Below are 20,264 nucleotides of genomic sequence, written 5' to 3'. Positions count from 1 at the left end.
ATTATCTGACTTCACCGCCGCATTGAGTGCGCAACACTCAGTGCGGCGTCACGAAGTTCTCCACAGCAAAATTCAATTTCACAAAAATGTCTGATAATTGAATCATTTCCTTCTCGATAATTTGGCAAAGAGCGACCGTTAACCGTTCGGTTTTCGGTCAGGGAGTGGGGCTGTCCGACGTCGACTGTGGCGGGTTCACCTCTAACAAAGGCTTTCGGGGAAAATGAAATTGAAATCCTACAAAGGCGGCCTTCGCGCCGCAGCGAGTTTGCTCGCGCTGAATTTGGGCTCCATGGCGTTCGCGCAAGCTGTTGACGGCGAACCGCGTCAATACGCCGAAGCCGCCGATGAAATCATCGTTATCGGCGTTGGACAAACCTACAACTCCAACGCATCCAGCGAAGAAATGGCGTTGCAACAGGCGCCGCTGACAAGCGTTCTCGCACAGATCGACAATCTTCCGGGCGTCAATGTCACCGAAGGCGACACTTACGGCTTCGATGACTGGTCAACGAACTACACGCTGCGCGGTTTTCAGACGACGCTTGGCGAACAGCAGATCGGCCTCACCGTCGACGGCATGCCCAATGGCGATTCGAACTATGGCGGCGGCGCAAAAGCGAACCGTTATATCGACCCGCAAAACCTCGCCGCTGTTGAGGTTTTTCAAGGTACGGCGGACATCGCCTCGCGCTCCAACGAGGCCCTCGGCGGCACGCTGAACTTCACCACGCAAGATCCGCTCGATGAAATGCGCGTGCGAATTTCCGGCACGATCGGCGATCACGATGCACAACGCATTTATGGCCGTCTCGACACGGGCCTGTTCTTCAACGACACCACCAGCGCCTGGGTTTCGATTTCCTCGCAGACCGCTACGGACTGGATCGAAGGCTCCGCTGAAAACCGCCGCGATCATTTCGCAGCGAAACTGGTCGGCGATTATGACGGCCTCCTCGTGACGGCTTACGCGATGTATGACGACACCCATGAGGACAACTATCAGCGCCTCTACTCCCCGGCGGATTTCGATAACAATCCGCGCTGGGACCAGCTCACCGGCGAATGGACCGGCATCCCCTATGTGGATCAGCTTTACCGCCGCGGCTGGTCGACAATCCGCGAAAACTTCTTTGCTTATCTGAAACTTGAGAAAGAAGTCGTGAACGGCCTGACCCTTTCGGCCGGCGCCTATCGTCATGACAATGACGGTCGCGGCGACTGGGTGCCGCCCTATCTCGCGGATGTTTTTGACGATATGGGCGGAGCGGAAACGGAATTCACTGGCGCGGGAACGGCCTTCGGCGCCCCGGTTCTCGGAACCATCTACTTCGTCGACCCGTCAGGCGCCGCGCTCACCCCGGCAATGGGTTGCGCCTCCTCCATCACCTTTCCTTATGGCGGCGCGGGTCCGGAATATGACCCGGCCTGCTATCCGGCGAATGCGATCGCTGTTCAGTCCTATCGTCACACGCACTACCAGAAACACCGTACCGGCGTGACCGGCGATTTTGACTGGGTCGCCGATTTTGGCGACGTCGAGAACACGCTGCGCGGCGGGATCTGGTATGAAGACACCGTGCGCGACGAATATCGCGACTGGCACAAGATCACCGACACGACGGTTGGATACGAGTTCGACAACCAGCCTTATTACATGCAGTACAACCGCAGCTATCCGCAAACCACCTTCAAATGGTATGTGGAAGACACGGTGACCTTCGGTCCGGTGGCCGCGACCTTCGGCGTCAAGCAGTTCAACAACGACGTTGAGCGTATCGACAATTTCGGCCTCGCGTCTGATGTGAAGATTGAATCCGATTCGGGCGTGCTGCTTTCCGGCGGCCTTGTCGTCACGCCGATGGACGGCGTCGAAGTCTTCGCCGGTTACGCCGAGAACTACAAAGCGTTGAACGACCTCATTCTCGAACGTCCGGCCTCCGCGCTTGACGATCTCGAACCGGAAACATCGCGCGTCATCGACGCCGGCGTTCGTTATCAAGGCGGCCCGGTCACAGCGGCGATCACCTATTTCGACGTTGAGTTCGACAATCGCCTGATCTTCCTCGACTCGTCGACGTCGGCGGGACCGAACTATCTGATCGGCACCGATGGATCGTTCTTCAACGCCGGCGGCATCGAGTCTCAGGGCATCGAATTCCTCGCAACCTTCCAGGCGACGGACTTCCTGAGCCTTTACACCTCATACACCTACAATGACTCCACTTATATCGGCACCGGCGACGCCGCTGTCGATGCGACTGTGGGCATTGTTCCCGGCGAACAGGTTGCTGGCATCGCCAAGCACATGTTCGTCGCCAGCGCTGATGTGACCTACAACCAGTTCTATGGCGGCCTGTCGGCGAAATATGTGGGCGACCGCAATGTCTACGCCAATGGCGGTTTCGTTGCTGAAAGCTATGTCGTTGCGGATCTCTATGCCGGCGTCAGCGGCTCAGCGATCTCCGATGATCTCTCCAATATTGACCTTCGGATCACGGTCAACAACCTCTTTGACAAGGAATATCTCGGGTCCATCGCCGTCAATAGCGGCGCCTGGATCGGCTCGCCGCGCACCGTGGCGCTTAGCCTGACCGCGGATTTCTAAACCGCCGGGGATATTCTTTGACGCGCGGGAAGGAGCGGCGGGGGTGCGGCCGCTCCTTCCTCATTTTTAATACTGTCTATTGAAGGGCTGACAACGATGAAAGTCACACGCAGAACGGCGCTTGCAGGATTGACGACCGCGGGGCTCGCCGCCTCAGCCTGCGCCAAGACGCCGCCGCACCAGGAAGAAAAAATTTCACCTGTGTTTCGTCATGGCGTCGCCAGCGGCGATCCTGACGCCTCAAGCGTCGTCCTGTGGACACGGATTGAAAGTGCGGAAGATGCAGCGCCGGTGCAGTGGATCATTGCTCGCGACAAGGACTTCACCAACATTGCCGGTCAAGGCGAAATCATGGCCCGCGCCGATGCAGATCATACGGTGAAGGTGATTGCCGGCGATCTGTCGCCGGGTGAAACTTATTATTATCGCTTTTCTTCAAACGGCGACACATCCCCCACGGGCCGCACACGCACCTTGCCCGTCGGCGCCCTGGACAAACTGGGCATTGCGCTTGTTTCCTGTTCCAATTTCCAGTTCGGCTATTTCAACGCCTATGATGCGATCGCCAAAGACGACGCCATCGACTTCGTTCTCCATACGGGCGATTATATTTACGAATATGGCGCGGATGAATGGGGCGGCGAGACGGCGAAAGTCATCGGCCGCGAGCACGAACCGCCGCATGAAATCATCACGCTTGACGATTACCGAAAGCGCCATGCGCAATATAAGCGCGACGCCGGATCGCTCGCCATGCATGCGGCCCACCCGCTCCTGTGCCTTTGGGATGATCATGAGAGCGCAAACAATCCGTGGATTGGCGGCGCGCAAAACCATACGAACGAAACCGAAGGCGACTGGATTGCGCGCCGCGACGCCTCCCTTCAGGCCTATTTCGAATGGATGCCGGTGCGCGAGCCGGAAGCCGGCATGACGCGCGCGCAGCTCTGGCGCGCTTTCATGTTTGGTGATCTGGCGACGCTGGTGACGCTGGAAACGCGCCATACGGGACGCGGCGAACAGGTCGATTATTCGACATATTTCGACCAGATCAAAACTGAGGAAGACGCCGCAACCTTCAAGCGCGAGGTAATCGACGATCCAGATCGCTCCATGATTTCAAAGGAGATGGATAAGTTTCTGAGCGAGAGCCTGACAGCGTCGGTCGACGCCGGCCAGCCCTGGCGCATGATCGGCAACGCCAGCCCGATTGCGCGGATGCTGGTTCCCGATGTCGCAGCGCTCGGCGTCGATCCGGCGAAACAGAATGGCGCGCCGGTTCCCGGCGCAACAGCGGACCTGTTCTGGAAGGGCCGCTGGAACATGCCCTTCTACACTGATACCTGGGATGGCTATCCGGCGGCGCGCGAGGCGTTTTACGACACTTGCCGACAGGCCGGCGCCAGCGATCTTCTCGTGCTCACCGGCGATAGTCATAGCTTTTGGGCGAATGAACTTTATGACGATGACGGGCGCTCCATGGGGCTCGAGCTCGGCACGGCAGGCGTCTCGTCACCGGGTGATTTCGTCGACAGCGGCTGGGACCATGATACAGCCGAGCGGCTCGACCGGATTTTCGAGCAGGAACTCGAAGAGGTCGTATGGACCGACAATTTCCATCAGGGGTATGTGCGCGTCGTGCTGACGCCGGCAGCGGCGACGGCGAGCTTTATTGCGGTCGATACGGTGCTGACGCCAACTTATAAGTCATTCGTTCTTCGTGAAGACATGATCCATCACAAGGGCGAGACGATCGGATTTGCAAAGCACAACGATGAGTGACGCCTGCCCCCTATAAATGAAGGCCGTTGTGGGGCGGATTGGAGAGCGCTACGCTGTTGCGCATGACATTCGATCTACAGCCGGTTTTGCGTGGGGAGCGGCTTTTCCTGCGGCCGCTTGAGCGAAAAGACTTTGCTGACTTGCATACCGCTGCCGCCGATCCGCTGATCTGGGCGCAGCATCCAGCCAGCAATCGTTACCAGCGCGCGGTCTTCCAAAACTTCTTTGACGACGCCATGGCGTCCGGCGGCGCGCTCGCCGCCATCGACAATGCAACGGGCGCCATGATCGGAAGCTCGCGATTTCATGGATACGATGCCGAACAGAATGAAGTTGAAATTGGCTGGACGTTTCTCGCGCGACGCTATTGGGGCGGCGATTACAACGGCGAAATGAAAGCGCTCATGCTGCGCCATGCGTTTCAGTTCGTGAAGCGCGTCGTTTTTCTGGTTGGGCCTGACAATACGCGATCGCAGCGCGCGGTTGAGAAAATCGGCGGCGTCAAAATCGGCGAGCGTAAGAATGGCGACGGATTGCTGAGCTATGTCTATGCCGTCAGCGCTTGATCCCCGCCGGCAATGCTCCCCAAAAGCAAACGCCGCCCCGGTTTAGGGGGGCGGCGCTTGCGAGAAACTGTTTCGTGGGAGGATTTAAAAATCCCCCATTGAGGCCCAAAACGCAAATTACAGCCTCGTAAAGTCGGCTGTCCAACATTACGATTTGGACAGCCAAAGGGCCAAAAGCCCCGTAATTCCTAGCGTTTGGAAAATTGGAACGACCGACGGGCTTTCTTGCGGCCGTATTTCTTACGCTCGACGGTGCGCGAGTCGCGGGTCAGGAAGCCGCCCTTTTTGAGGACCGAGCGAAGGCCCGGCTCGTAAAAGGTCAGCGCCCGGGCGATGCCGTGACGAACGGCGCCGGCCTGACCCGACGGGCCCGAACCCGACACGGTGCACACGACGTCAAACTGGTCATTGCGCTCGGCGGCGACCAGCGGCTGCTTGATGATCATGCGCAGAACCGCGCGGCCGAAATAGTCAGCCTGGTCCTTGCCGTTGACCGTGATCTTGCCGGAGCCCGGCTTGATCCAGACGCGCGCAACCGCGGTTTTGCGTTTGCCGGTGGCGTAAGCGCGGCCAAGATCGTCGATTTTCGGCTCAGGCAGCGTCGCTTCTTCCGGCGCTTCGGCGATGACGCCCGCTTCCGCGGCGACGTCTTTCAGGTCTTCAAGGGAAGTCGTGCTCATGATTAAGCGTCTCTCTGGTTCTTGGAGTTCATCGCGGCGACGTCGAGTTTGACTGGGCTTTGAGCCTCATGCGGGTGCTCCGCGCCGGCGTAAATGCGAAGATTGGTCATCTGTTTGCGGGCGAGCGGCGAGTCTTTCGGCATCATGCGCTCGACGGCTTTCATCAGCACGCGCTCGGGATGCGCGCCGCCGAGAAGCTTGCTCATGGTGCGCTCCTTGATGCCGCCCGGATAACCGGTGTGCCAGTAGAATTTCTTGTCGCTCAGCTTGTTGCCGGTGAAGACGACCTTCTCGGCGTTGACGACGATGACATTGTCGCCGCAATCCACATGCGGCGTATAAGCGGGTTTGTGCTTGCCGCGAAGGCGCATGGCGATGATGGATGCGAGGCGGCCGACAACGAGGCCCTCGGCGTCGATCACGATCCAGTTCTTCTGCGCTTCCGCTTCCGCCGGTTTCATGGCGTAGGTTTTCATGGGTCTTATTCCCTGCGGGCTTGGCATGACTGCCTGTGTTAAAACTTGTCGGGCGGAAGGCGCGAAAGGCGCTCCCGCCATTGGAAGCGCGGCAGGTACCGTCCTCTTTCATTTTGGTCAACACCCTTCCAAGAAATATATGGAAAACAGGCGATTATTTGTGTGGTATTTTAATACCTCACAAATGGGCCGCGCCTGTCCAAACTGTTAAGCCGCCTGAACTTGACCGGGAAACCGCGTCGCAGGAAGCTGCCGCCACGTCCAATCCGGACGGGGGCGCATAACCGTATCTCTATCGGAGGAGCATCCTTATGCGCCTGTTCTCGCTGTTATTTCTGATTTTCGCCGCCTTCGCGCCCGCCTCGGCGCGCGACCCCGAGGCCGCTCAAAGCGTCCCGGCCCCGCAATGGTTCCTTGACGACAATGACTTCCTTTCCCGTGACGGCGGGCGCTGGATCACGTCCAACGCCGATTACCAGGGCGAGAATGAGCCCATGGAGGCCTATGTGATGGAGTGGAAGGCCGGTTACGCCAATTCGATCACCGGCCGCCTCTACGGGATCGTCGACGGCAAGCCCACGCAGGATTTCTGGCGCTTCCGCCAATATTGGCATCCGGGCAAGGGTGAAGCCGTACTCGAACAGTTCGGCATTGGCGGCGCTTTCGGGATCGGATCTCTTTGGCCGGAAGAAGATGCGAACAAGCTGCTCCAGACCTTTTACACGCCCGATGGCGCCGCCGCCGAACAGGGGCATAAGGCCACAAATCCCGACGCTGACATCCATGTCACCACCAGCTTCGATGTGGTTGACGGCGAATGGAGTAAACGGCGCACCTACACCTGGAAACGCGACAAGACTGTAACTGACGAAAAATCCTGACACGGAGCATTGAATGCGACTGCCCCCCGCTTTCCTAACAGCCTGCCTCATCCTGCTGACCTTCATCGCCGCTTGCGACCGGAAAACGGAAAACGCCGCCCCGGCGGCGCCCCAGATCACCGAAGTCGACCCGGCGCCGGTGAGCGACGAACTGCCCGGCCTTCCGGCGGCGGCGACGGGCATCGCCTTCTGGCGTCACCCCACCCTTTCCTTCAACAGCACCATGATCGTCGCAACGTCGGCAGGCGTCGTCTCTTACAGTATGGAAGACGGCAATGAAGTCTCGCGCATTGACGGTTTCGATGCAGATGGCGTCGAGACAGGGTATTTCGGTTTCGGGCCGCAGGCGGCCGGCTTTATCGCATTCCTCGACGCGGCGGAGAACACCTTCCGGTTCTACGGCGTCGACAATAACAGCCGGGCGTTTCTGCCGCTTGACGGCGGCCCGGCGATCCGCGGCGCCGTGCGCAGCTTTTGCATGGGACGCGCGATGACCGCGCCTGCGCCATCGCTCTTTGCCATTCAGAAAAGCAAGGTGCAGGTTTTCAACCTTTCGCCGTCAGAGGGCGGCGTCGCCATAGAAAACGGGCCCACGCTTGAAACACCCGACAATCTCGTCAGCTGCGCCGTCGATATCGACGGAAGCCTGATCGTGGCGGCGGATAATGGCAATATTTACCGCCTTTCCGGCGAAAACGCCTTCGCCGCGCCCATTGCACAGGCGTCTGTCAGCCTGCCGGAAGATCTCGCCGTCATCACGGCCGCAAATGCAGACGACCCTTCCGTCCTCACCGGTGAAATCCTGCTAGTCGATTTATCGAACGGCGCCATCCATGTTTTCGACCGCGTCGACGGCAAGGCCCATGGCGCTGTGGAGCTGTCCGCGACGGACAGCCTGCCCGGCGTCGAAAGCGGCGAAGCCTTCGGCGTCACCGGCGGCAATCTTGGCGGGCTTTACCGTAACGGCGCCATCGCCTTTGGGGTCGCCAATGGCGATGATGGACCGGTCATCCGTATCGCCCCGGCAAGCAGTATGAAAAATGCGCTCTCTATCCCTGTCGGCGATCCCGTGTCGCCGCGCGGCGAAGCGCCGGAAACAGCGGATGAGGGTCTCATCATTCCGATCAATATCGATCAGGAATAGATCGCCTTAAGGCGGATTTCTTATTCGCCGTCAAGAAACGCCGCGGCCAACGGCGCATGCACCCGGCCAAAGTCACTGAACGGGTCGGTCCGCGTATTGATGGCGAACGCAATCGTCATGCGTTTTTCCGGGATGACAATCAGCCATGCCTGTGAACCCTTGGACACGCCGCCATGATTTGCATTGGCGTAGGGCATATCGTCCGTCCACCACATTTCATCGGCAAAGCGCCAGTTCATGGCATAACCCTGTTCGTTGACGCTGCCGTCGGAGATGCGTTGCGGCGTCCAGAACATGTCGCGCGTCTCAGCGGATATGAACCCGTCATCAAGCCAGGCGGACCCCATCAGCGCGAGGTCGGATGGAGTCGCCATAAACCCGCCGCCCGCAAGCTTGTGGCTTAGGTCGACCTTCCACCAGGGACGGACCTTGTCGCCATTGCGCAAATAAGACTGCGCATGCCGCTCGCCCGGCGCATCGGGCGCCGGCGTTTCAATGCCAAGCGGGTCTGTCACCCAAGTCTTCATCAATTGCTGAAAAGGCGCCCCGCCCGCTTCCTGCAGGACGACAGAGAGAAGCACCGTATCGAAGGATGAATACTCAAAATCATCACCGGGTTCGAACATCAGCGGCGAGCCGTCAAAATAGGAAAGCCCCTCGGCGACATCATCATGATGTTCACGCAGCGCAAGCGCGCGATATATTCCGGCATAATCGCGATTGCCTTCATAACTCGGAATGCCGGCAGTGTGCGACGCAAGCTGGCGCGGCGTGATGTTTTCCCATGCGTCATTGGGCAGGCTGGTCACATAGTTGGAAATCGGCGCATCGACATCGACAAGTCCGGCGTCCACCAGCCGCGCAAAAAGAGTCCCCGTCACCGCCTTGGAGGTGGAGCCGATGCGAAAGAGCGTATGCGGCGTCGCCGATGTCTCAGCGCCGAGATTGGACCATCCGCTGGCCGCAGACCAGACCAGTTCGCCGTCAATCGCGATCGCGGCGGAAAGCGCCGGCGCATGAATGGAAGCGCGATGCTCAGCCATGATGGCTTGCGCCTTCTTCGCAGCGGCGCTGTAACGCGGATCGACAACACCTTCCGTATAAGGCGCCTCATCGGGAACCGTCATCCAGCCGAAAGGTCCGGTCATGCCCGGATGATCCTCGGCAAAGAAGTGATAAACCGGCGCAGCAAAATATGTGACCGTTAAAAAAAACGCCGTCAGCAACGTAGCCAACGTCAATTTGCGCGATATCTTCATGGTATGCCGCCGTCAAAGGCCTCAATCTGTGAATGTATGCTTCTATTAAACGGCCTGCTCCTTAACACAACCGTGAAAGGCTTTACGCCTCTTCACAAACGTTAATGCCGGACCAACTTCGTTTGACTTTGGAAGAGCCTAGTCCGTGGATTTGGCAATGCTGTCGAGCAACAACTGCACGCTTCCCATGGGATCGAATGGATCGTTGGCGATGTCGATCTCGGGAACGACGCCTTGACGGGATGTATCGCCGCTTGCTCTTGTAAAGATGTAAATCGGGGCCAACGCTTCGAGCGTGGTATTCGTCAGAGTATGCTTTTGCACCTGGCCGGTCTGATTGGCAGGCCCTTGTGTTTTCTCGCCGGCAAGGGGGGCAATGCCAAAATCCTGCAGTGTCGCAGCAAACACGATCGCCTGTGAATAAGTGATCCCACCGATCAACGCGTAGACGTCTCCATCAAATCGCAATGGATATGCCTCTGGTGGTGACACCGGTTGCTTAAAAGGCAGGGAAATCACATCGCCGATTTTAGCACCTGGAATTCGCTCGACATTCTCAGGCGTAACACGCGCCTTAACCCCGGAAATCGCAGAATACGGCTTATCTGTTAAGTAGGCCATCAAAAGATCACTGAGATCGCGGGCGCCGCCGCCATTTTCGCGAAGGTCGATAATTAGACGTGTAACACCATCCTGCTGGATTTGCGCAAAAGCAGTCTCCAGAAAATATTCAAACCGCTCCTTATGCTCAATCTCGAAAGTGGTGACGTTGAGATAGCCTGTCGCCAAATCAATTTTCTCATAGGTGAACAGCGTTTCGTCTTCTTGCGCCTCGCTGTTTGCATCTGCGTTCAATATCAATGTGCGCGCTCGCCCATTTTTACTGATGCGCACAGCGTAGTTTTCGAATCCGCCATAGGCGATCCAGAAATATTGTGAAAAATATCGCGCCAACACGAGCTGTCGCAGGGCCTCGGTCTCTCCACGCATACGAGGCAGAAGCGTTCTTACTATGGCGTCCGAGCTGACGCCATTGATTGACAGAATTTCAGCGCCGGCGACGCCTTCGACGCCGGGGCCAAGATGCATCACGCCATTTCCATCAAAGACAATCTGCGCAGGGAAAAGTGCGCCGCCTTGTTTTTCATAAGCTTCCAAAGCAGCGACGGGGCGACGCAAGCCGACATGCGCGTCATGAAAAGACGGATTCACGCGCGCCATTTCCATCCAGGCTTCACGCATCGTCATGCCATCATGAAAAGAACGCCGGACATTGTCGGCCATCTCGTCAAGCTCCGACAAGTCAGCCGAATAAGACAAATCCGGATGCGTTCTTTTCACAAAGTTTAAAAACGCATCGAAATCCTCCGTGACGGCGGCTTTACTATATGACTGTTCATTATTTGCAACCGGCGCATAACTTACACACCCTGTCAGGCAAACAAGAAAAGCGAGACGGCTGAGTTTGAACGCCTTGTCGAACATTTTTATCTCGTTGTTGCTCTCTGATTTTTCTTCTGTCTCGGCTTTTGATTCAGCGCATTTATTCGCTCGCCAAGGCTCACATGTTTTAATGCAACCGACGCAGCTTCTGCCGCCTCAGAAAGGTTGACGCCTATTTCATCAAAAATTTCATCAAAAGCGATCGCAGCGCCTTGAAGGCGCTCTTTCAAAATCACCGCTTCCTTTTTGCCTTTTGATGACAATCTCAAGATCTTGCGTCGGCCATCACTCGGATCGGCCATGCGTACCACCAGCCCTTTCTCAGCCAACAGGTCAATGCGCTGCGCAACAAGCTGATGAGGCTGGCGCAATTCACGCGTTATATCGGCGATAGAAAGATCGCCCCGCTCCTCGATCAACAACATTGTTGAAGAGGCCCGCGAAGGAAAGCTTAGACCCGCAGCCTCGAGCAGCGTATCGCCCTGCTCGGAAATCACATCAACTAGGCGTCCAAGCGCATTGCCCACAAATGCGTGGCGGAGTGCATGAGCGTCAAGAAAGGACCGAGATTTCATGGAATGCTCTTATATACAATTAATTGCGCAATTAATTGTATAAATAAGCAACACCGTCAAGTCAAAGCCTCTATAAATATCCTTCGTATTCTATGGTCCAGCCGCCCAAGATCTGACAAAGGTCAGTTTTTTGACAATCCATGCGCGGCGTAAAGCGCCGACGCAAAGACGATCAGGGCGCCCGCCTGATGGAGAAGACCGAGGGAAATGGGCGTCGCGGCGAGCACGGTCCACACACCGAGCACGATCTGAAGGCCCACCGCCGCGAGCACCAGCCGCGCCCGTGTTTCATAGCCCGCCTTGCGCGCGGCGAGATAAAACCAGAGGGCGCCGCCAGCGAGGAGATAGGCGCCAATCCGGTGGTTGAACTGCACAGCCGCCATGGTCTCAAACAGATCATGGAACGTGGCGTTTTCACGGAAATAACCGTCCGGGAAAAACTTGCCGTCCATCAACGGCCAAGTGTTGAATGTGCGCCCCGCCCTGAGCCCCGCCACAAAAGCGCCGAGCACCATCTGCGCAAAAACGCCGCCGGCCAGCGCAAGGGCGCCGAGGCGAAACTTTTCCGGCGCCGCGATTTTTCTCTGAGGCCAGAGATCGAGCGCCAGCCAGAACATCGCCGCAAATAAAAGCACCGCCAAAGACAGATGCGCCGCCAACCGGTACTGACTGACATCGACACGGTCAGCGAGGCCCGACGACACCATCCACCAGCCGAGAGCGCCCTGCATCCCGCCGAGCACAAACAATCCGGCAAGCTTGAATGAAAGATTGCGGGTCAATTGTCTTGTTGCGGCGAAAAAAATCAGCGGCAGGAGGAAGGCGACTCCAATGACGCGGCCCAGCAACCGGTGAACCCACTCCCACCAGTAAATCTGTTTGAACTCGGCGAGGCTCATGCCGAAATTCACTTCCTCATATTCAGGAATGGTTTTGTATTTCTCGAACTCCGACAGCCAGTCCGCCTCGCTCAAGGGCGGGATCGCGCCCGTGACAGGCCGCCACTCGACAATGGAAAGGCCTGAATCCGTCAGCCGCGTGGCGCCGCCGACGATCACCATGGCGGCGATGAGCCCGCACATGAAAAACAGCCAGAGCGCGATGCGCCGGCCCGCCCTGACGGATTGCGCTGAGCCGTTTTGCGAAGGCGTGCTGGAAATGCTAGAGGCCATGACGGTCCTTTAGGACATTTACGTCAATCCCGCCCGCGACCCCGCGTCGCGGCCCCGGCCGGAAGCGTCCATGAGCCCTCGCATCAAGAAACTGATCGGCTTTCTCCTCTTCCTGCCCGCGCTGATCCTCTACTTTTTCGCGGCGGCGGCGCTCGGCGAACTTGTGCCGAATATACAGCTTTTGAAGGCCGCCTATTTCCTTGTCGCCGGGATCGCCTGGGCCTTTCCGGCCCGCTACCTCATGGTCTGGATGGAGCGCGACCCGAACGAGCCCAAAGGCTTGGACGGTTAATTTTCCTAAAGGTTAAACTGGCAAGGCCGTTGCAAGTCCTGTTTCGAAACGCCGCGAGGCGAAACGGAACACGGAAATGAGCGTTTTCGACACAAAGCAGAAGACCTACCGGCATCGCAATGAAGCCACCGTCTTGCTGACGCTCGCAGGCGTCGACAAGCCTGTCCCCGCCACCATGTTCTTGAGCCTCGGCGAGCGCGCTTCCGATCTGCTTAATGACGACCGCGCCTTTATCCCTGTCCGCCTTGGCGACGGTGAAACCATGATCATCGCCAAGAGCCAGATCGCAACGATTGTGGAAGGCAAGGCGAGCAGCGAAGAAAGCGGCAAATCGAAAATCTACGGCGAGGATTTTTCGACAAGCCAGAAATCAGACGCGCCGCAGAAAAGCTTCGACCCCTACGCCATGCTGCGCATCGCCCCAACGGCCAGCAACGAAGAAATTCGCGCCGCTTACAAGGCGCGCATGAAGGCTGTCCATCCTGACACTTTCGCATCGCTTGGTCTTGACGAAGAAATTTCGAAAGCCGCCGTTCTCGCGACGCAGAAAGTCAATTACGCCTATCAGAAGATCATGCGCGAACGCGGCGCCGCGCAAACCGACCGCACCGCCTAAACTCTAGTCCGGAATACAGTTATACTGGTTCCACTCAGGTTGCTGGGAACAATAGGGCTGCGGCTCCACCTGATTATTAGACACAATGAAGGCGAGCACCACGAGCGCCAGCGCCGCGCCGCCTGCGGCAAGCCAGGGCATAGGCGGCATGGGAAAAGTGATGGCTTCGTCCTCGTCGTCGTCTTCTTTTTTGACGACGATTTCGGTTTCATTTTCCTCGTCCTCATCCTCATCGACGACAACGACAACACGGGAATAGTCGGCGCCGGTCCCGTCGAATTTCGGCGTGGCCATATCGGGCGCGGAAAACCGCGTCTCCGCCTTCAGGCCTTCATTATCGGCCGGAACGCCTTCGGGAAGTTCAAAGCGACTCATCTACGCCCCCACGACTGTGAAGCCGACTATAACACGCCTTGAAGCGCGGGAAAGTTCGCCGCCGAAGCCTTCAGAAGGCCATCCCACCTTGAGGCATAACCCATTGTTCTAAGGGGCAAAGAGAAGGCTGGCCTGTAACCGGCGCTCAGGAAAAGATCTGGGCGACGACGCCGGGCCGCATGGCGATGGTCAAAATCACGCCGGCGATCGCCCCGGCAAGATGCGCCTCATGAGCGACGCGCCCGCCGAAGCGGCCGATCATATTGGCGGAAATGAGGATGTAGACCACGCCATAGACGATCGCCGGAATGGGGATCGGCACGAACATGAAATAAATCGGGTATAAAGGCGCGAAGAGACAGAACGACAGCACAACGCCGGAAACGCCGTCTGACGCGCCAAGAGAGGTGTAGGCGAGATTGTTGCGGTTCACATAAAAAGAGACGATGCCGCTCGCGAGCACAGCGCCGAAGAAAATCACAAGAAAACCGTCCGTACCGAGAAGGCGCTCTACCGGCGGCCCGAAAAAGAACAGCGTCATCATATTAAACAGGAGATGGAAATAATCTCCGTGCAGGAACGATGACGTAAAAATCCGGTAGTGCTGCTTTGCGTTGACAAGCGCGCCCACATTGAAGGCGAATGAGCGCACAAAGCCCCGGTCGAAAGAAAGGCCGTAAACGCTTGCCACGAGATTCGCGATGATGATGGCGTAGGTTGCAGGCGCGCCAGGGAGTTCCATATTTATTGCTTTTCCATTCGGCCTTACGCCGCCGCCTCTTCCGGCGTCAGCGTTTTCATGGCGAGCGCATGAATTTGCCCTTGCAGCTCCTCGCGCAAGACATCGTTCACCATACGCTGACGGGCGACGCGGGTAAGCCCCTCGAAAGCGGACGCCACAATGAGCAGCCGGAAATGGGACTGCCCCCCTTCCCGGGCGCCGGCATGGCCCGCATGAAGGTGAGACTCGTCCGTCACCTCAAGCCGTTCGGGCTTGAGCGCTTCGGTTAGTTTTTGCTGGATTGAATCAGAAACACGCATGTCCCCAGAGATGGCATAACAGCCACAGACGTCAAGATTGTGTCAAGTGGCGACCGCCCCCATATTGCTGCGATGGCACGTGAAAATTACAAACCCCGCCTCGGCTTCGACATCAGAGTGAAGCCCCCGGGACGACAGAAGAAGACAGCCTCCGCGGCGCAATCGGGCGAAGATCCGTCCAAGCATGACTGCGTGGCGCCGGGATGTGAGTCAAAGGCCGCCTGCAGCCTGCCGAAATCGCCGCGTGAGCCCCGCGAACGCGTCTGGCTGTGTATGGAGCACGCCCGGGAGCACAACCGCAGCTGGAATTATTTTGACGGCCTCTCCGATGACGAGGCCAAGAAAGTGCGTGAATCGAGCCAGTATGGGGATCGCCCCACATGGTCCATGGGGAAAAACGACCGGGCCCGGGCCGCCGCCAACGCCCGCGGCCCCGCCGATATGGCTGATTCGTTCGGCGTCTTCGGCTCGGAGGCGAAAGTCCAGATCGATACCCGCGGCCAGCATCGCGGCGGCAAGCGCCTGACCAAACTTCAGGTCAACGCGTTCGAGACCATGGCCCTGCCCTTCGACGCGCCCGCGGGGGACATCCGCCGGCGCTACGCTGAGCTCGTGCGCCGGTTCCACCCCGATTCCAATGGCGGCGACCGCAGCGCCGAGCAGCAGCTCGCCGAAGTGGTCAAGGCCCATCAGATTCTGAAAAAAGCCCAGTTCCTTTAGGGCTTTTTTCGCGGCCTCACGCCACACCCTTTTAAGGCGCCACAAGGCCTTGTCTTGGGGGCCCTTTCAGGCGAGTTTGCGGCTGCGAAATCAGTTTCAAGAGATTGTCCGTTCCATGGCCGTGATTACCGACGACGAATTTTTAGATGCGCCCGACAAGACCGTTTCCGCCAAGGAGACTTTCGGCGTGGCGATGGATATCGAGATCCCCGCGTTTTCGAAGCCCAACTCCTATGTGCCGCCGCTCGATCCGGCCTACCGGTTCGACCCGGAAACCACCATGGCGATTCTCGCGGGCTTTGCGAAAAACCGGCGGGTCATGGTTCAGGGCTATCACGGCACGGGCAAGTCGACCCACATCGAACAGGTGGCGGCGCGCCTTAACTGGCCCTGCATCCGCATCAATCTCGACAGCCATGTGAGCCGCATCGATCTCATCGGCAAAGACGCCATCGTTGTCGAAAACGGCGTTCAGGTGACGGCGTTCAAGGAAGGCATCCTGCCTTGGGCGTTTCAGCGTCCCGTCGCGCTCGTGTTCGACGAATATGACGCCGGCCGGCCGGATGTGATGTTCGTCATCCAGCGCGTCCTTGAAGCCGAAGGCCGTCTCACCCTGCTCGACCAGAACAAGGTGCTGACGCCGAACCCTTATTTCCGCCTTTTCTCGACGACCAACACCATTGGTCTCGGCGATACGACGGGCCTTTATCACGGCACGCAGCAGATCAACCAGGGCCAGATGGACCGCTGGTCGATCGTCACGACGCTCAACTATCTTGAACATGACGAAGAGATGGAAATCGTCATTTCAAAAGTGCCGCTTTACGATTCGAAAGAAGGCCGCCAGGCGATCGACGCGATGGTGCGCGTCGCCGATATGACTCGGAATGCTTTCATCGCCGGCGACATCTCAACCGTCATGAGCCCGCGCACGGTCATCACCTGGGCGCAGAACGCCGAGATCTTCCAGAATATCGGCTACGCCTTCCGCGTGACCTTCCTCAACAAGTGCGATGAGCTGGAGCGGCCGACCGTCGCTGAATTCTACCAGCGCGCCTTTGGCGAAGACCTGCCCGAAGCCGCGCCGCAGGTGAGTGTCGCCTAGACATCTGCGCCCCTCTGCAGCGCAGCATGCAAAACTCGCTTTATGTTAATGCCGCCTCGGCGGTAAAGTCTGTATAGCATACAGGCGCCGGCCTTCCCGGTCGCTGCCCGGTTACTGCCCGGTCGCTGAACTGGTCCGATTATAGCGTCGCCCAGAATACGAAAACATATGGAGGCTTGCCGCCGTGCAACGCTTTCGCCGCTGGTCTTTCTTATTCGGCCCGGTCTTGGCGGCCATGACTTCCCCTTGCGCGTCCGCTCAAGTCCCGCAGCCGCCCATTTCAGATTTTGGCGACTATGAGTGCAAAATTGATAAAGTCGCGGGGATTTCCGCTTCGGCTCAATACTATGATCTGAAGGGCAGTCCCGAGACTTTTGTTTTTTCGGCCTATGAATCGCCGGTCACGCCGCAAGAACTGCAGAAAGGCCCCTTGCGCGGTCTCGATCGCGACCTCAGCGGTGAAACCAACCGGTACGAGCCAGAACCCGCACGAACTTTTAACGCAAGCATAAGCGCCGATCTTTTCGCCGCGCCGGTCAACGCACTGCGCTCCAGCGATTTGCATGTTTTTCATCAGGACGGCGTTACGATCATATTTGAAAAAGATCTTTCCTTTCTTGCTTACGGACCGGCGCCGGAAGACGGCGTCGCTGTTTACGCGGGATTCTGCCAGGCGCCCAAAAAGTAACGAGTTATGTTATATCGCGGGCGCTGCAATATCGAAATAATTCGTATAGTGACGATTTTTAAAAGAGGCGTTGCTTCTAAAAATTGAAGCAATTTTAGCGCAATAAATCTGCGCAAATGCAGCAATCGTATAATTTCATAATGTGATGGAATGATCGCTTGCGCGACATTTCGCGCTCATGATATTCACAAGCTCTGGGGGAGATCGTTCGTATATTCGGGCGCCTTCCGCATAAGCAACTGCTCTCACACCTCTTCCATCTTCAAGAGATGCAAGAGCGATTACTGTCACACCGGAAAGGAATGACTATGCTTAGAAAAATATTTCTCGGCGTCGGCATGGCTGCAGTCTTAAGCGCTGCTCCATCGCTGGCGGCCGCCCAAGGCGGCGAAACAAATTCCAGCATGAAGAAAATAGGCGGCGCCTTAAATTACGTCTACAACAAGAACCAGTCAGCGGTCGCGCTGCGCAGCGCCCGCAGCGCGGCGCCAGCCGTAAAAGAACGTCCCGACTGGTCGGGCGAAGGCGTCTCGCTTGGACGCACTGACGGCGCAAAGGAACTTCAGGTCGCAACCGTCACCGCTGACGGCTTCGTCGTTCTCGACGCGATCGCAGCCGGATCGGCCGACGACCTCTCCGCCACGATGGAAGCCATGGGCGCGCGCAAAGTCTCAAGCATGGGCAAGACTGTTTCCGCACAGTTTCCCGTGGACCGTCTCGGCGATCTGGCGTCCAGCAATTATCTCGCCTTCGCGCGGCCAGCCATGGCGACAACCAATGTCGGTCTTGTCACCTCGCAAGGCGACCGGTCCATGCGCACTGACTTTGTGCGCGAGCAACTCGGATATGACGGCTCCGGCCTGACTATCGGCGTGCTTTCAGACAGCTTCGCCTGCGATCCGGGCCCGCTCAACGCCGCCGGCGTTTATACAACGCCCGCAGAAGACGAAGCGAATGGCGACATACCGGTAGGTGTAGGCATTCTTGCAGATTACAATCAAAGTGACTGCATCGACGAAGGCCGCGGCATGGCGCAACTCATTCACGATATCGCGCCGGAAGCAAAAATCCTGTTCCACACCGCCTTTGGCGGCGAAGCGGATTTCGCGGGCGGCATCGTCGAACTCGCCCTCGCCGGCGCCGACGTGATCGTCGATGACGTGATCTACTTCACGGAGCCAATGTTCCAGGACGGCATCATCGCCCAGGCGGCGGATGAAGTCGCCCGTCTCGGCGTTCCATATTATTCATCGAACGGCAACCGCGCGCGCGACGCCTTTGAGGCTGAATACCGGCCGGTTGCATTTGACAACTCAACCTTTCACGACTTCGATCCCGGCGCTGGCGAAGATCCGTTAATGACCGTGCAGCTTAATGGCGCGCTTCAAACGAATCTTACCTTCCAGTGGGATAGCCCGAACTTCTCTGTCTCCGGCGGCGACGGAGCCCAGAACGACGTTGATGTCATCATGTTCGACATGCAGGGCAATCGCGTCTTTGACTGCTTTGAGCCGGGCGGCCAGAGCCAGCCGAATGGACTGTGTCAGTTCACATTCACCAGCGGCGGCGTGCCGATCGATGGCGGAAATGGCGGAGATGCAATTGAACTGGTGTCTCTCGTTGACTTCATCGGCGGACAGCAAGTGCAGATCGGTTTCGAAACGCAATCCGGCGATGCGCCTGGATACGCAAAATTCGTCATCTTCGGCGGCGGTATTGTCGCCTCGGAATATCCGATCAATGCGCCTTCCGGTTTTGGTCATAACAACGCCGCTGGCGCTGAAGGCGTCGGCGCAGCAGCATTTTACTTCACCGAAGAGTTCATCGGCGATCCCTCAACGCTGCAATTGCGGGCCATGGCCGGCGAACCGGAATGCGAACCCGCCTGCCTCAACGACTTTTCTTCCGCTGGCGGCACACCGATCTTCTTCGATACGGAGGGCAACCGCCTGAGACGTCCGGACATTCGTCTGAAGCCGGGCGTCACAGCGCCAGATGGCACGAACACATCGTTCTTCTCGAATGATACGAGCCGTGACGATGATGACGGCGACGGCGTCTATCAGACCGGCGAACCGGGCGAATTCCCGAACTTCTTCGGCACCTCTGCGGCTGCGCCGCATGCGGCGGCTGTTGCGGCGCTGATGCTCGACTCAGAGGACTCTCAAATTGTGAGAGTCGCGCATAACGGCATGGTGAGCTACAGAATGTGCAAACCGCGCAAAATCAATCCGAGAGGACGCGGTCTCTTCCGCAAACGCCACCCGCAATCGGAACGTATCCGCGGCCGTGATTTGCGCGTGTCGCCGGATGAAGTCCTTGACCTTGTTGAAGAAGGCGTGCTGCTCGGCCCCTGCGACCGGACCGAGCCTGAAGGCGTCTACTGGGTCATGCGCTCCACTGCGCAGGACATGAGCGTTCGCGCGGATAACGGCACGGGCGAAACCATCCAGATCTTTGACGAAGTCGGGCCCCAGGGCTTCGACTTCGACTCCGGCTTCGGCATGGTCGACGCCAAAGCTGCGCTCAAGCGTTTCGATCGCGGCCGCGGCGCTCGCGGCGGCCATCATGGCTGGGGCAGCGGCTGGGGCAATGGTCGCCACTAGCGCCATTGACGATCTAAACCGTTAGACCGCTGCATTAGCGTGACAACGCACAAAAGAGAAAAGCCCGCCGGTTTTCCGGCGGGCTTTTTGTTTGGCTTGCGATTGCTTTAGAGCGTCGAGCAATTAATCTGCGACATAGTTTTGCGCCTTGAAGAAGTTCCAGCATTCTTCGGGTTTGAAGAAATCGCAGACGTCTCCGATTGCACGCCAGAGGTCGTCATAGGTGCGAGCGGCG

At 57.9% G+C, this 20,264-nt stretch carries 20 protein-coding genes; 11 read left to right on the top strand and 9 right to left on the bottom strand.

Annotation, left to right across the window (positions count from 1 at the left end; genetic code table 11):
- The first annotated feature begins 223 nt into the window (after positions 1-223).
- From ACFC5L_RS09120 to ACFC5L_RS09110, 3 genes are all read left to right on the top strand, one after another.
- Entirely contained in the window at positions 224-2,608 is a 2,385-nt protein-coding gene (locus ACFC5L_RS09120) for a TonB-dependent receptor domain-containing protein (RefSeq protein ID WP_375203254.1), read from the top strand.
- A 96-nt stretch (positions 2,609-2,704) separates the two neighbouring features.
- Positions 2,705-4,390, top strand: coding sequence for an alkaline phosphatase D family protein (locus ACFC5L_RS09115; RefSeq protein WP_375203255.1), 1,686 nt, complete (start codon positions 2,705-2,707; stop codon positions 4,388-4,390).
- Between the two features lie 62 nt (positions 4,391-4,452).
- Positions 4,453-4,956: a GNAT family N-acetyltransferase gene (locus ACFC5L_RS09110; RefSeq protein WP_375203256.1), complete on the top strand. Its 504-nt coding sequence runs from the start codon at positions 4,453-4,455 to the stop codon at positions 4,954-4,956.
- A gap of 188 nt (positions 4,957-5,144) precedes the next feature.
- On the opposite strand, the gene rpsI is transcribed toward ACFC5L_RS09110, so the two are convergent.
- Complete coding sequence (rpsI, locus tag ACFC5L_RS09105; protein WP_375203257.1) at positions 5,145-5,636, bottom strand: 30S ribosomal protein S9; 492 nt, start codon at positions 5,634-5,636, stop codon at positions 5,145-5,147.
- Between the two features lie 2 nt (positions 5,637-5,638).
- Positions 5,639-6,112: a 50S ribosomal protein L13 gene (rplM, locus tag ACFC5L_RS09100; protein ID WP_375203258.1), complete on the bottom strand. Its 474-nt coding sequence runs from the start codon at positions 6,110-6,112 to the stop codon at positions 5,639-5,641.
- A 311-nt stretch (positions 6,113-6,423) separates the two neighbouring features.
- Between rplM and ACFC5L_RS09095 the strand changes: the two genes are divergently transcribed.
- Together ACFC5L_RS09095 and ACFC5L_RS09090 are read left to right on the top strand one after the other, a co-directional pair.
- Entirely contained in the window at positions 6,424-6,993 is a 570-nt protein-coding gene (locus ACFC5L_RS09095; protein WP_375203259.1) for a hypothetical protein, read from the top strand.
- Between the two features lie 13 nt (positions 6,994-7,006).
- A complete protein-coding gene (locus ACFC5L_RS09090; protein WP_375203260.1) occupies positions 7,007-8,137 on the top strand; it encodes a hypothetical protein in 1,131 nt (376 codons plus the stop codon).
- Between the two features lie 20 nt (positions 8,138-8,157).
- On the opposite strand, the gene ACFC5L_RS09085 is transcribed toward ACFC5L_RS09090, so the two are convergent.
- The 4 genes from ACFC5L_RS09085 to ACFC5L_RS09070 all read right to left on the bottom strand — a co-directional run bounded on the left by ACFC5L_RS09085 (position 8,158) and on the right by ACFC5L_RS09070 (position 12,586).
- Entirely contained in the window at positions 8,158-9,396 is a 1,239-nt protein-coding gene (locus ACFC5L_RS09085) for a serine hydrolase domain-containing protein (RefSeq protein ID WP_375203261.1), read from the bottom strand.
- Positions 9,397-9,534: 138 nt separating this feature from the next.
- Positions 9,535-10,881 carry a S41 family peptidase gene (locus ACFC5L_RS09080; protein ID WP_375203262.1) on the bottom strand — a complete coding sequence of 449 codons (1,347 nt, stop codon included), beginning with the start codon at positions 10,879-10,881 and terminating at the stop codon, positions 9,535-9,537.
- Between the two features lie 2 nt (positions 10,882-10,883).
- Entirely contained in the window at positions 10,884-11,414 is a 531-nt protein-coding gene (locus tag ACFC5L_RS09075; protein ID WP_375203263.1) for a MarR family winged helix-turn-helix transcriptional regulator, read from the bottom strand.
- Between the two features lie 122 nt (positions 11,415-11,536).
- Positions 11,537-12,586, bottom strand: coding sequence for a COX15/CtaA family protein (locus ACFC5L_RS09070; RefSeq protein WP_375203264.1), 1,050 nt, complete (start codon positions 12,584-12,586; stop codon positions 11,537-11,539).
- 70 nt (positions 12,587-12,656) lie between these two features.
- Between ACFC5L_RS09070 and ACFC5L_RS09065 the strand changes: the two genes are divergently transcribed.
- Positions 12,657-12,878 (top strand): DUF2842 domain-containing protein, encoded by a 222-nt coding sequence (locus tag ACFC5L_RS09065; protein WP_375203265.1) that lies wholly within the window; start codon positions 12,657-12,659, stop codon positions 12,876-12,878.
- Positions 12,879-12,954: 76 nt separating this feature from the next.
- Positions 12,955-13,494 (top strand): J domain-containing protein, encoded by a 540-nt coding sequence (locus ACFC5L_RS09060; RefSeq protein ID WP_375203266.1) that lies wholly within the window; start codon positions 12,955-12,957, stop codon positions 13,492-13,494.
- Between the two features lie 3 nt (positions 13,495-13,497).
- On the opposite strand, the gene ACFC5L_RS09055 is transcribed toward ACFC5L_RS09060, so the two are convergent.
- From ACFC5L_RS09055 to ACFC5L_RS09045, 3 genes are all read right to left on the bottom strand, one after another.
- On the bottom strand, positions 13,498-13,869 hold the full coding sequence (locus ACFC5L_RS09055; protein ID WP_375203267.1) for a hypothetical protein: 372 nt from the start codon (positions 13,867-13,869) through the stop codon (positions 13,498-13,500).
- A 145-nt stretch (positions 13,870-14,014) separates the two neighbouring features.
- Positions 14,015-14,611 carry a rhomboid family intramembrane serine protease gene (locus ACFC5L_RS09050; RefSeq protein WP_375203268.1) on the bottom strand — a complete coding sequence of 199 codons (597 nt, stop codon included), beginning with the start codon at positions 14,609-14,611 and terminating at the stop codon, positions 14,015-14,017.
- A 23-nt stretch (positions 14,612-14,634) separates the two neighbouring features.
- Positions 14,635-14,910, bottom strand: a complete 276-nt coding sequence (locus tag ACFC5L_RS09045) for a BolA family protein (RefSeq protein WP_375203269.1) — start codon at positions 14,908-14,910, stop codon at positions 14,635-14,637.
- A gap of 72 nt (positions 14,911-14,982) precedes the next feature.
- On the opposite strand from ACFC5L_RS09045, the gene ACFC5L_RS09040 reads away from it, so the two are divergent.
- From ACFC5L_RS09040 to ACFC5L_RS09025, 4 genes are all read left to right on the top strand, one after another.
- Positions 14,983-15,630, top strand: coding sequence for a J domain-containing protein (locus ACFC5L_RS09040; protein WP_375203270.1), 648 nt, complete (start codon positions 14,983-14,985; stop codon positions 15,628-15,630).
- Positions 15,631-15,745: 115 nt separating this feature from the next.
- Positions 15,746-16,735, top strand: coding sequence for a cobaltochelatase subunit CobS (gene cobS, locus ACFC5L_RS09035; RefSeq protein ID WP_375203271.1), 990 nt, complete (start codon positions 15,746-15,748; stop codon positions 16,733-16,735).
- Positions 16,736-16,970: 235 nt separating this feature from the next.
- On the top strand, positions 16,971-17,423 hold the full coding sequence (locus ACFC5L_RS09030; protein WP_375203272.1) for a hypothetical protein: 453 nt from the start codon (positions 16,971-16,973) through the stop codon (positions 17,421-17,423).
- Positions 17,424-17,731: 308 nt separating this feature from the next.
- A complete protein-coding gene (locus tag ACFC5L_RS09025; RefSeq protein ID WP_375203273.1) occupies positions 17,732-20,029 on the top strand; it encodes a S8 family serine peptidase in 2,298 nt (765 codons plus the stop codon).
- Positions 20,030-20,264 lie beyond the last annotated feature (235 nt).

The organism is Hyphococcus sp., from assembly GCF_041986965.1.
Lineage (GTDB): Bacteria > Pseudomonadota > Alphaproteobacteria > Caulobacterales > Parvularculaceae > Hyphococcus.
The sequence above is the reverse complement of the archived record's forward strand: the minus strand, read 5'-3'. Positions and strand labels throughout refer to the sequence as shown.

Excerpts from the sequence above, each read along its gene's own strand:
- ACFC5L_RS09110 (WP_375203256.1), top strand. The coding sequence starts at position 4,453 with ATGACATTCGATCTACAGCCGGTTTTGCGTGGGGAGCGGCTTTTCCTG.
- ACFC5L_RS09115 (WP_375203255.1), top strand. The coding sequence starts at position 2,705 with ATGAAAGTCACACGCAGAACGGCGCTTGCAGGATTGACGACCGCGGGG.
- ACFC5L_RS09065 (WP_375203265.1), top strand. The coding sequence starts at position 12,657 with ATGAGCCCTCGCATCAAGAAACTGATCGGCTTTCTCCTCTTCCTGCCC.
- ACFC5L_RS09045 (WP_375203269.1), bottom strand. The coding sequence starts at position 14,910 with ATGCGTGTTTCTGATTCAATCCAGCAAAAACTAACCGAAGCGCTCAAG.
- rpsI (WP_375203257.1), bottom strand. The coding sequence starts at position 5,636 with ATGAGCACGACTTCCCTTGAAGACCTGAAAGACGTCGCCGCGGAAGCG.
- cobS (WP_375203271.1), top strand. The coding sequence starts at position 15,746 with ATGGCCGTGATTACCGACGACGAATTTTTAGATGCGCCCGACAAGACC.
- ACFC5L_RS09090 (WP_375203260.1), top strand. The coding sequence starts at position 7,007 with ATGCGACTGCCCCCCGCTTTCCTAACAGCCTGCCTCATCCTGCTGACC.
- ACFC5L_RS09050 (WP_375203268.1), bottom strand. The coding sequence starts at position 14,611 with ATGGAACTCCCTGGCGCGCCTGCAACCTACGCCATCATCATCGCGAAT.
- ACFC5L_RS09030 (WP_375203272.1), top strand. The coding sequence starts at position 16,971 with ATGACTTCCCCTTGCGCGTCCGCTCAAGTCCCGCAGCCGCCCATTTCA.
- ACFC5L_RS09080 (WP_375203262.1), bottom strand. The coding sequence starts at position 10,881 with ATGTTCGACAAGGCGTTCAAACTCAGCCGTCTCGCTTTTCTTGTTTGC.
- ACFC5L_RS09055 (WP_375203267.1), bottom strand. The coding sequence starts at position 13,869 with ATGAGTCGCTTTGAACTTCCCGAAGGCGTTCCGGCCGATAATGAAGGC.
- ACFC5L_RS09025 (WP_375203273.1), top strand. The coding sequence starts at position 17,732 with ATGCTTAGAAAAATATTTCTCGGCGTCGGCATGGCTGCAGTCTTAAGC.
- ACFC5L_RS09075 (WP_375203263.1), bottom strand. The coding sequence starts at position 11,414 with ATGAAATCTCGGTCCTTTCTTGACGCTCATGCACTCCGCCACGCATTT.
- ACFC5L_RS09060 (WP_375203266.1), top strand. The coding sequence starts at position 12,955 with ATGAGCGTTTTCGACACAAAGCAGAAGACCTACCGGCATCGCAATGAA.
- ACFC5L_RS09095 (WP_375203259.1), top strand. The coding sequence starts at position 6,424 with ATGCGCCTGTTCTCGCTGTTATTTCTGATTTTCGCCGCCTTCGCGCCC.
- ACFC5L_RS09070 (WP_375203264.1), bottom strand. The coding sequence starts at position 12,586 with ATGGCCTCTAGCATTTCCAGCACGCCTTCGCAAAACGGCTCAGCGCAA.
- ACFC5L_RS09040 (WP_375203270.1), top strand. The coding sequence starts at position 14,983 with ATGGCACGTGAAAATTACAAACCCCGCCTCGGCTTCGACATCAGAGTG.
- ACFC5L_RS09085 (WP_375203261.1), bottom strand. The coding sequence starts at position 9,396 with ATGAAGATATCGCGCAAATTGACGTTGGCTACGTTGCTGACGGCGTTT.
- rplM (WP_375203258.1), bottom strand. The coding sequence starts at position 6,112 with ATGAAAACCTACGCCATGAAACCGGCGGAAGCGGAAGCGCAGAAGAAC.
- ACFC5L_RS09120 (WP_375203254.1), top strand. The coding sequence starts at position 224 with ATGAAATTGAAATCCTACAAAGGCGGCCTTCGCGCCGCAGCGAGTTTG.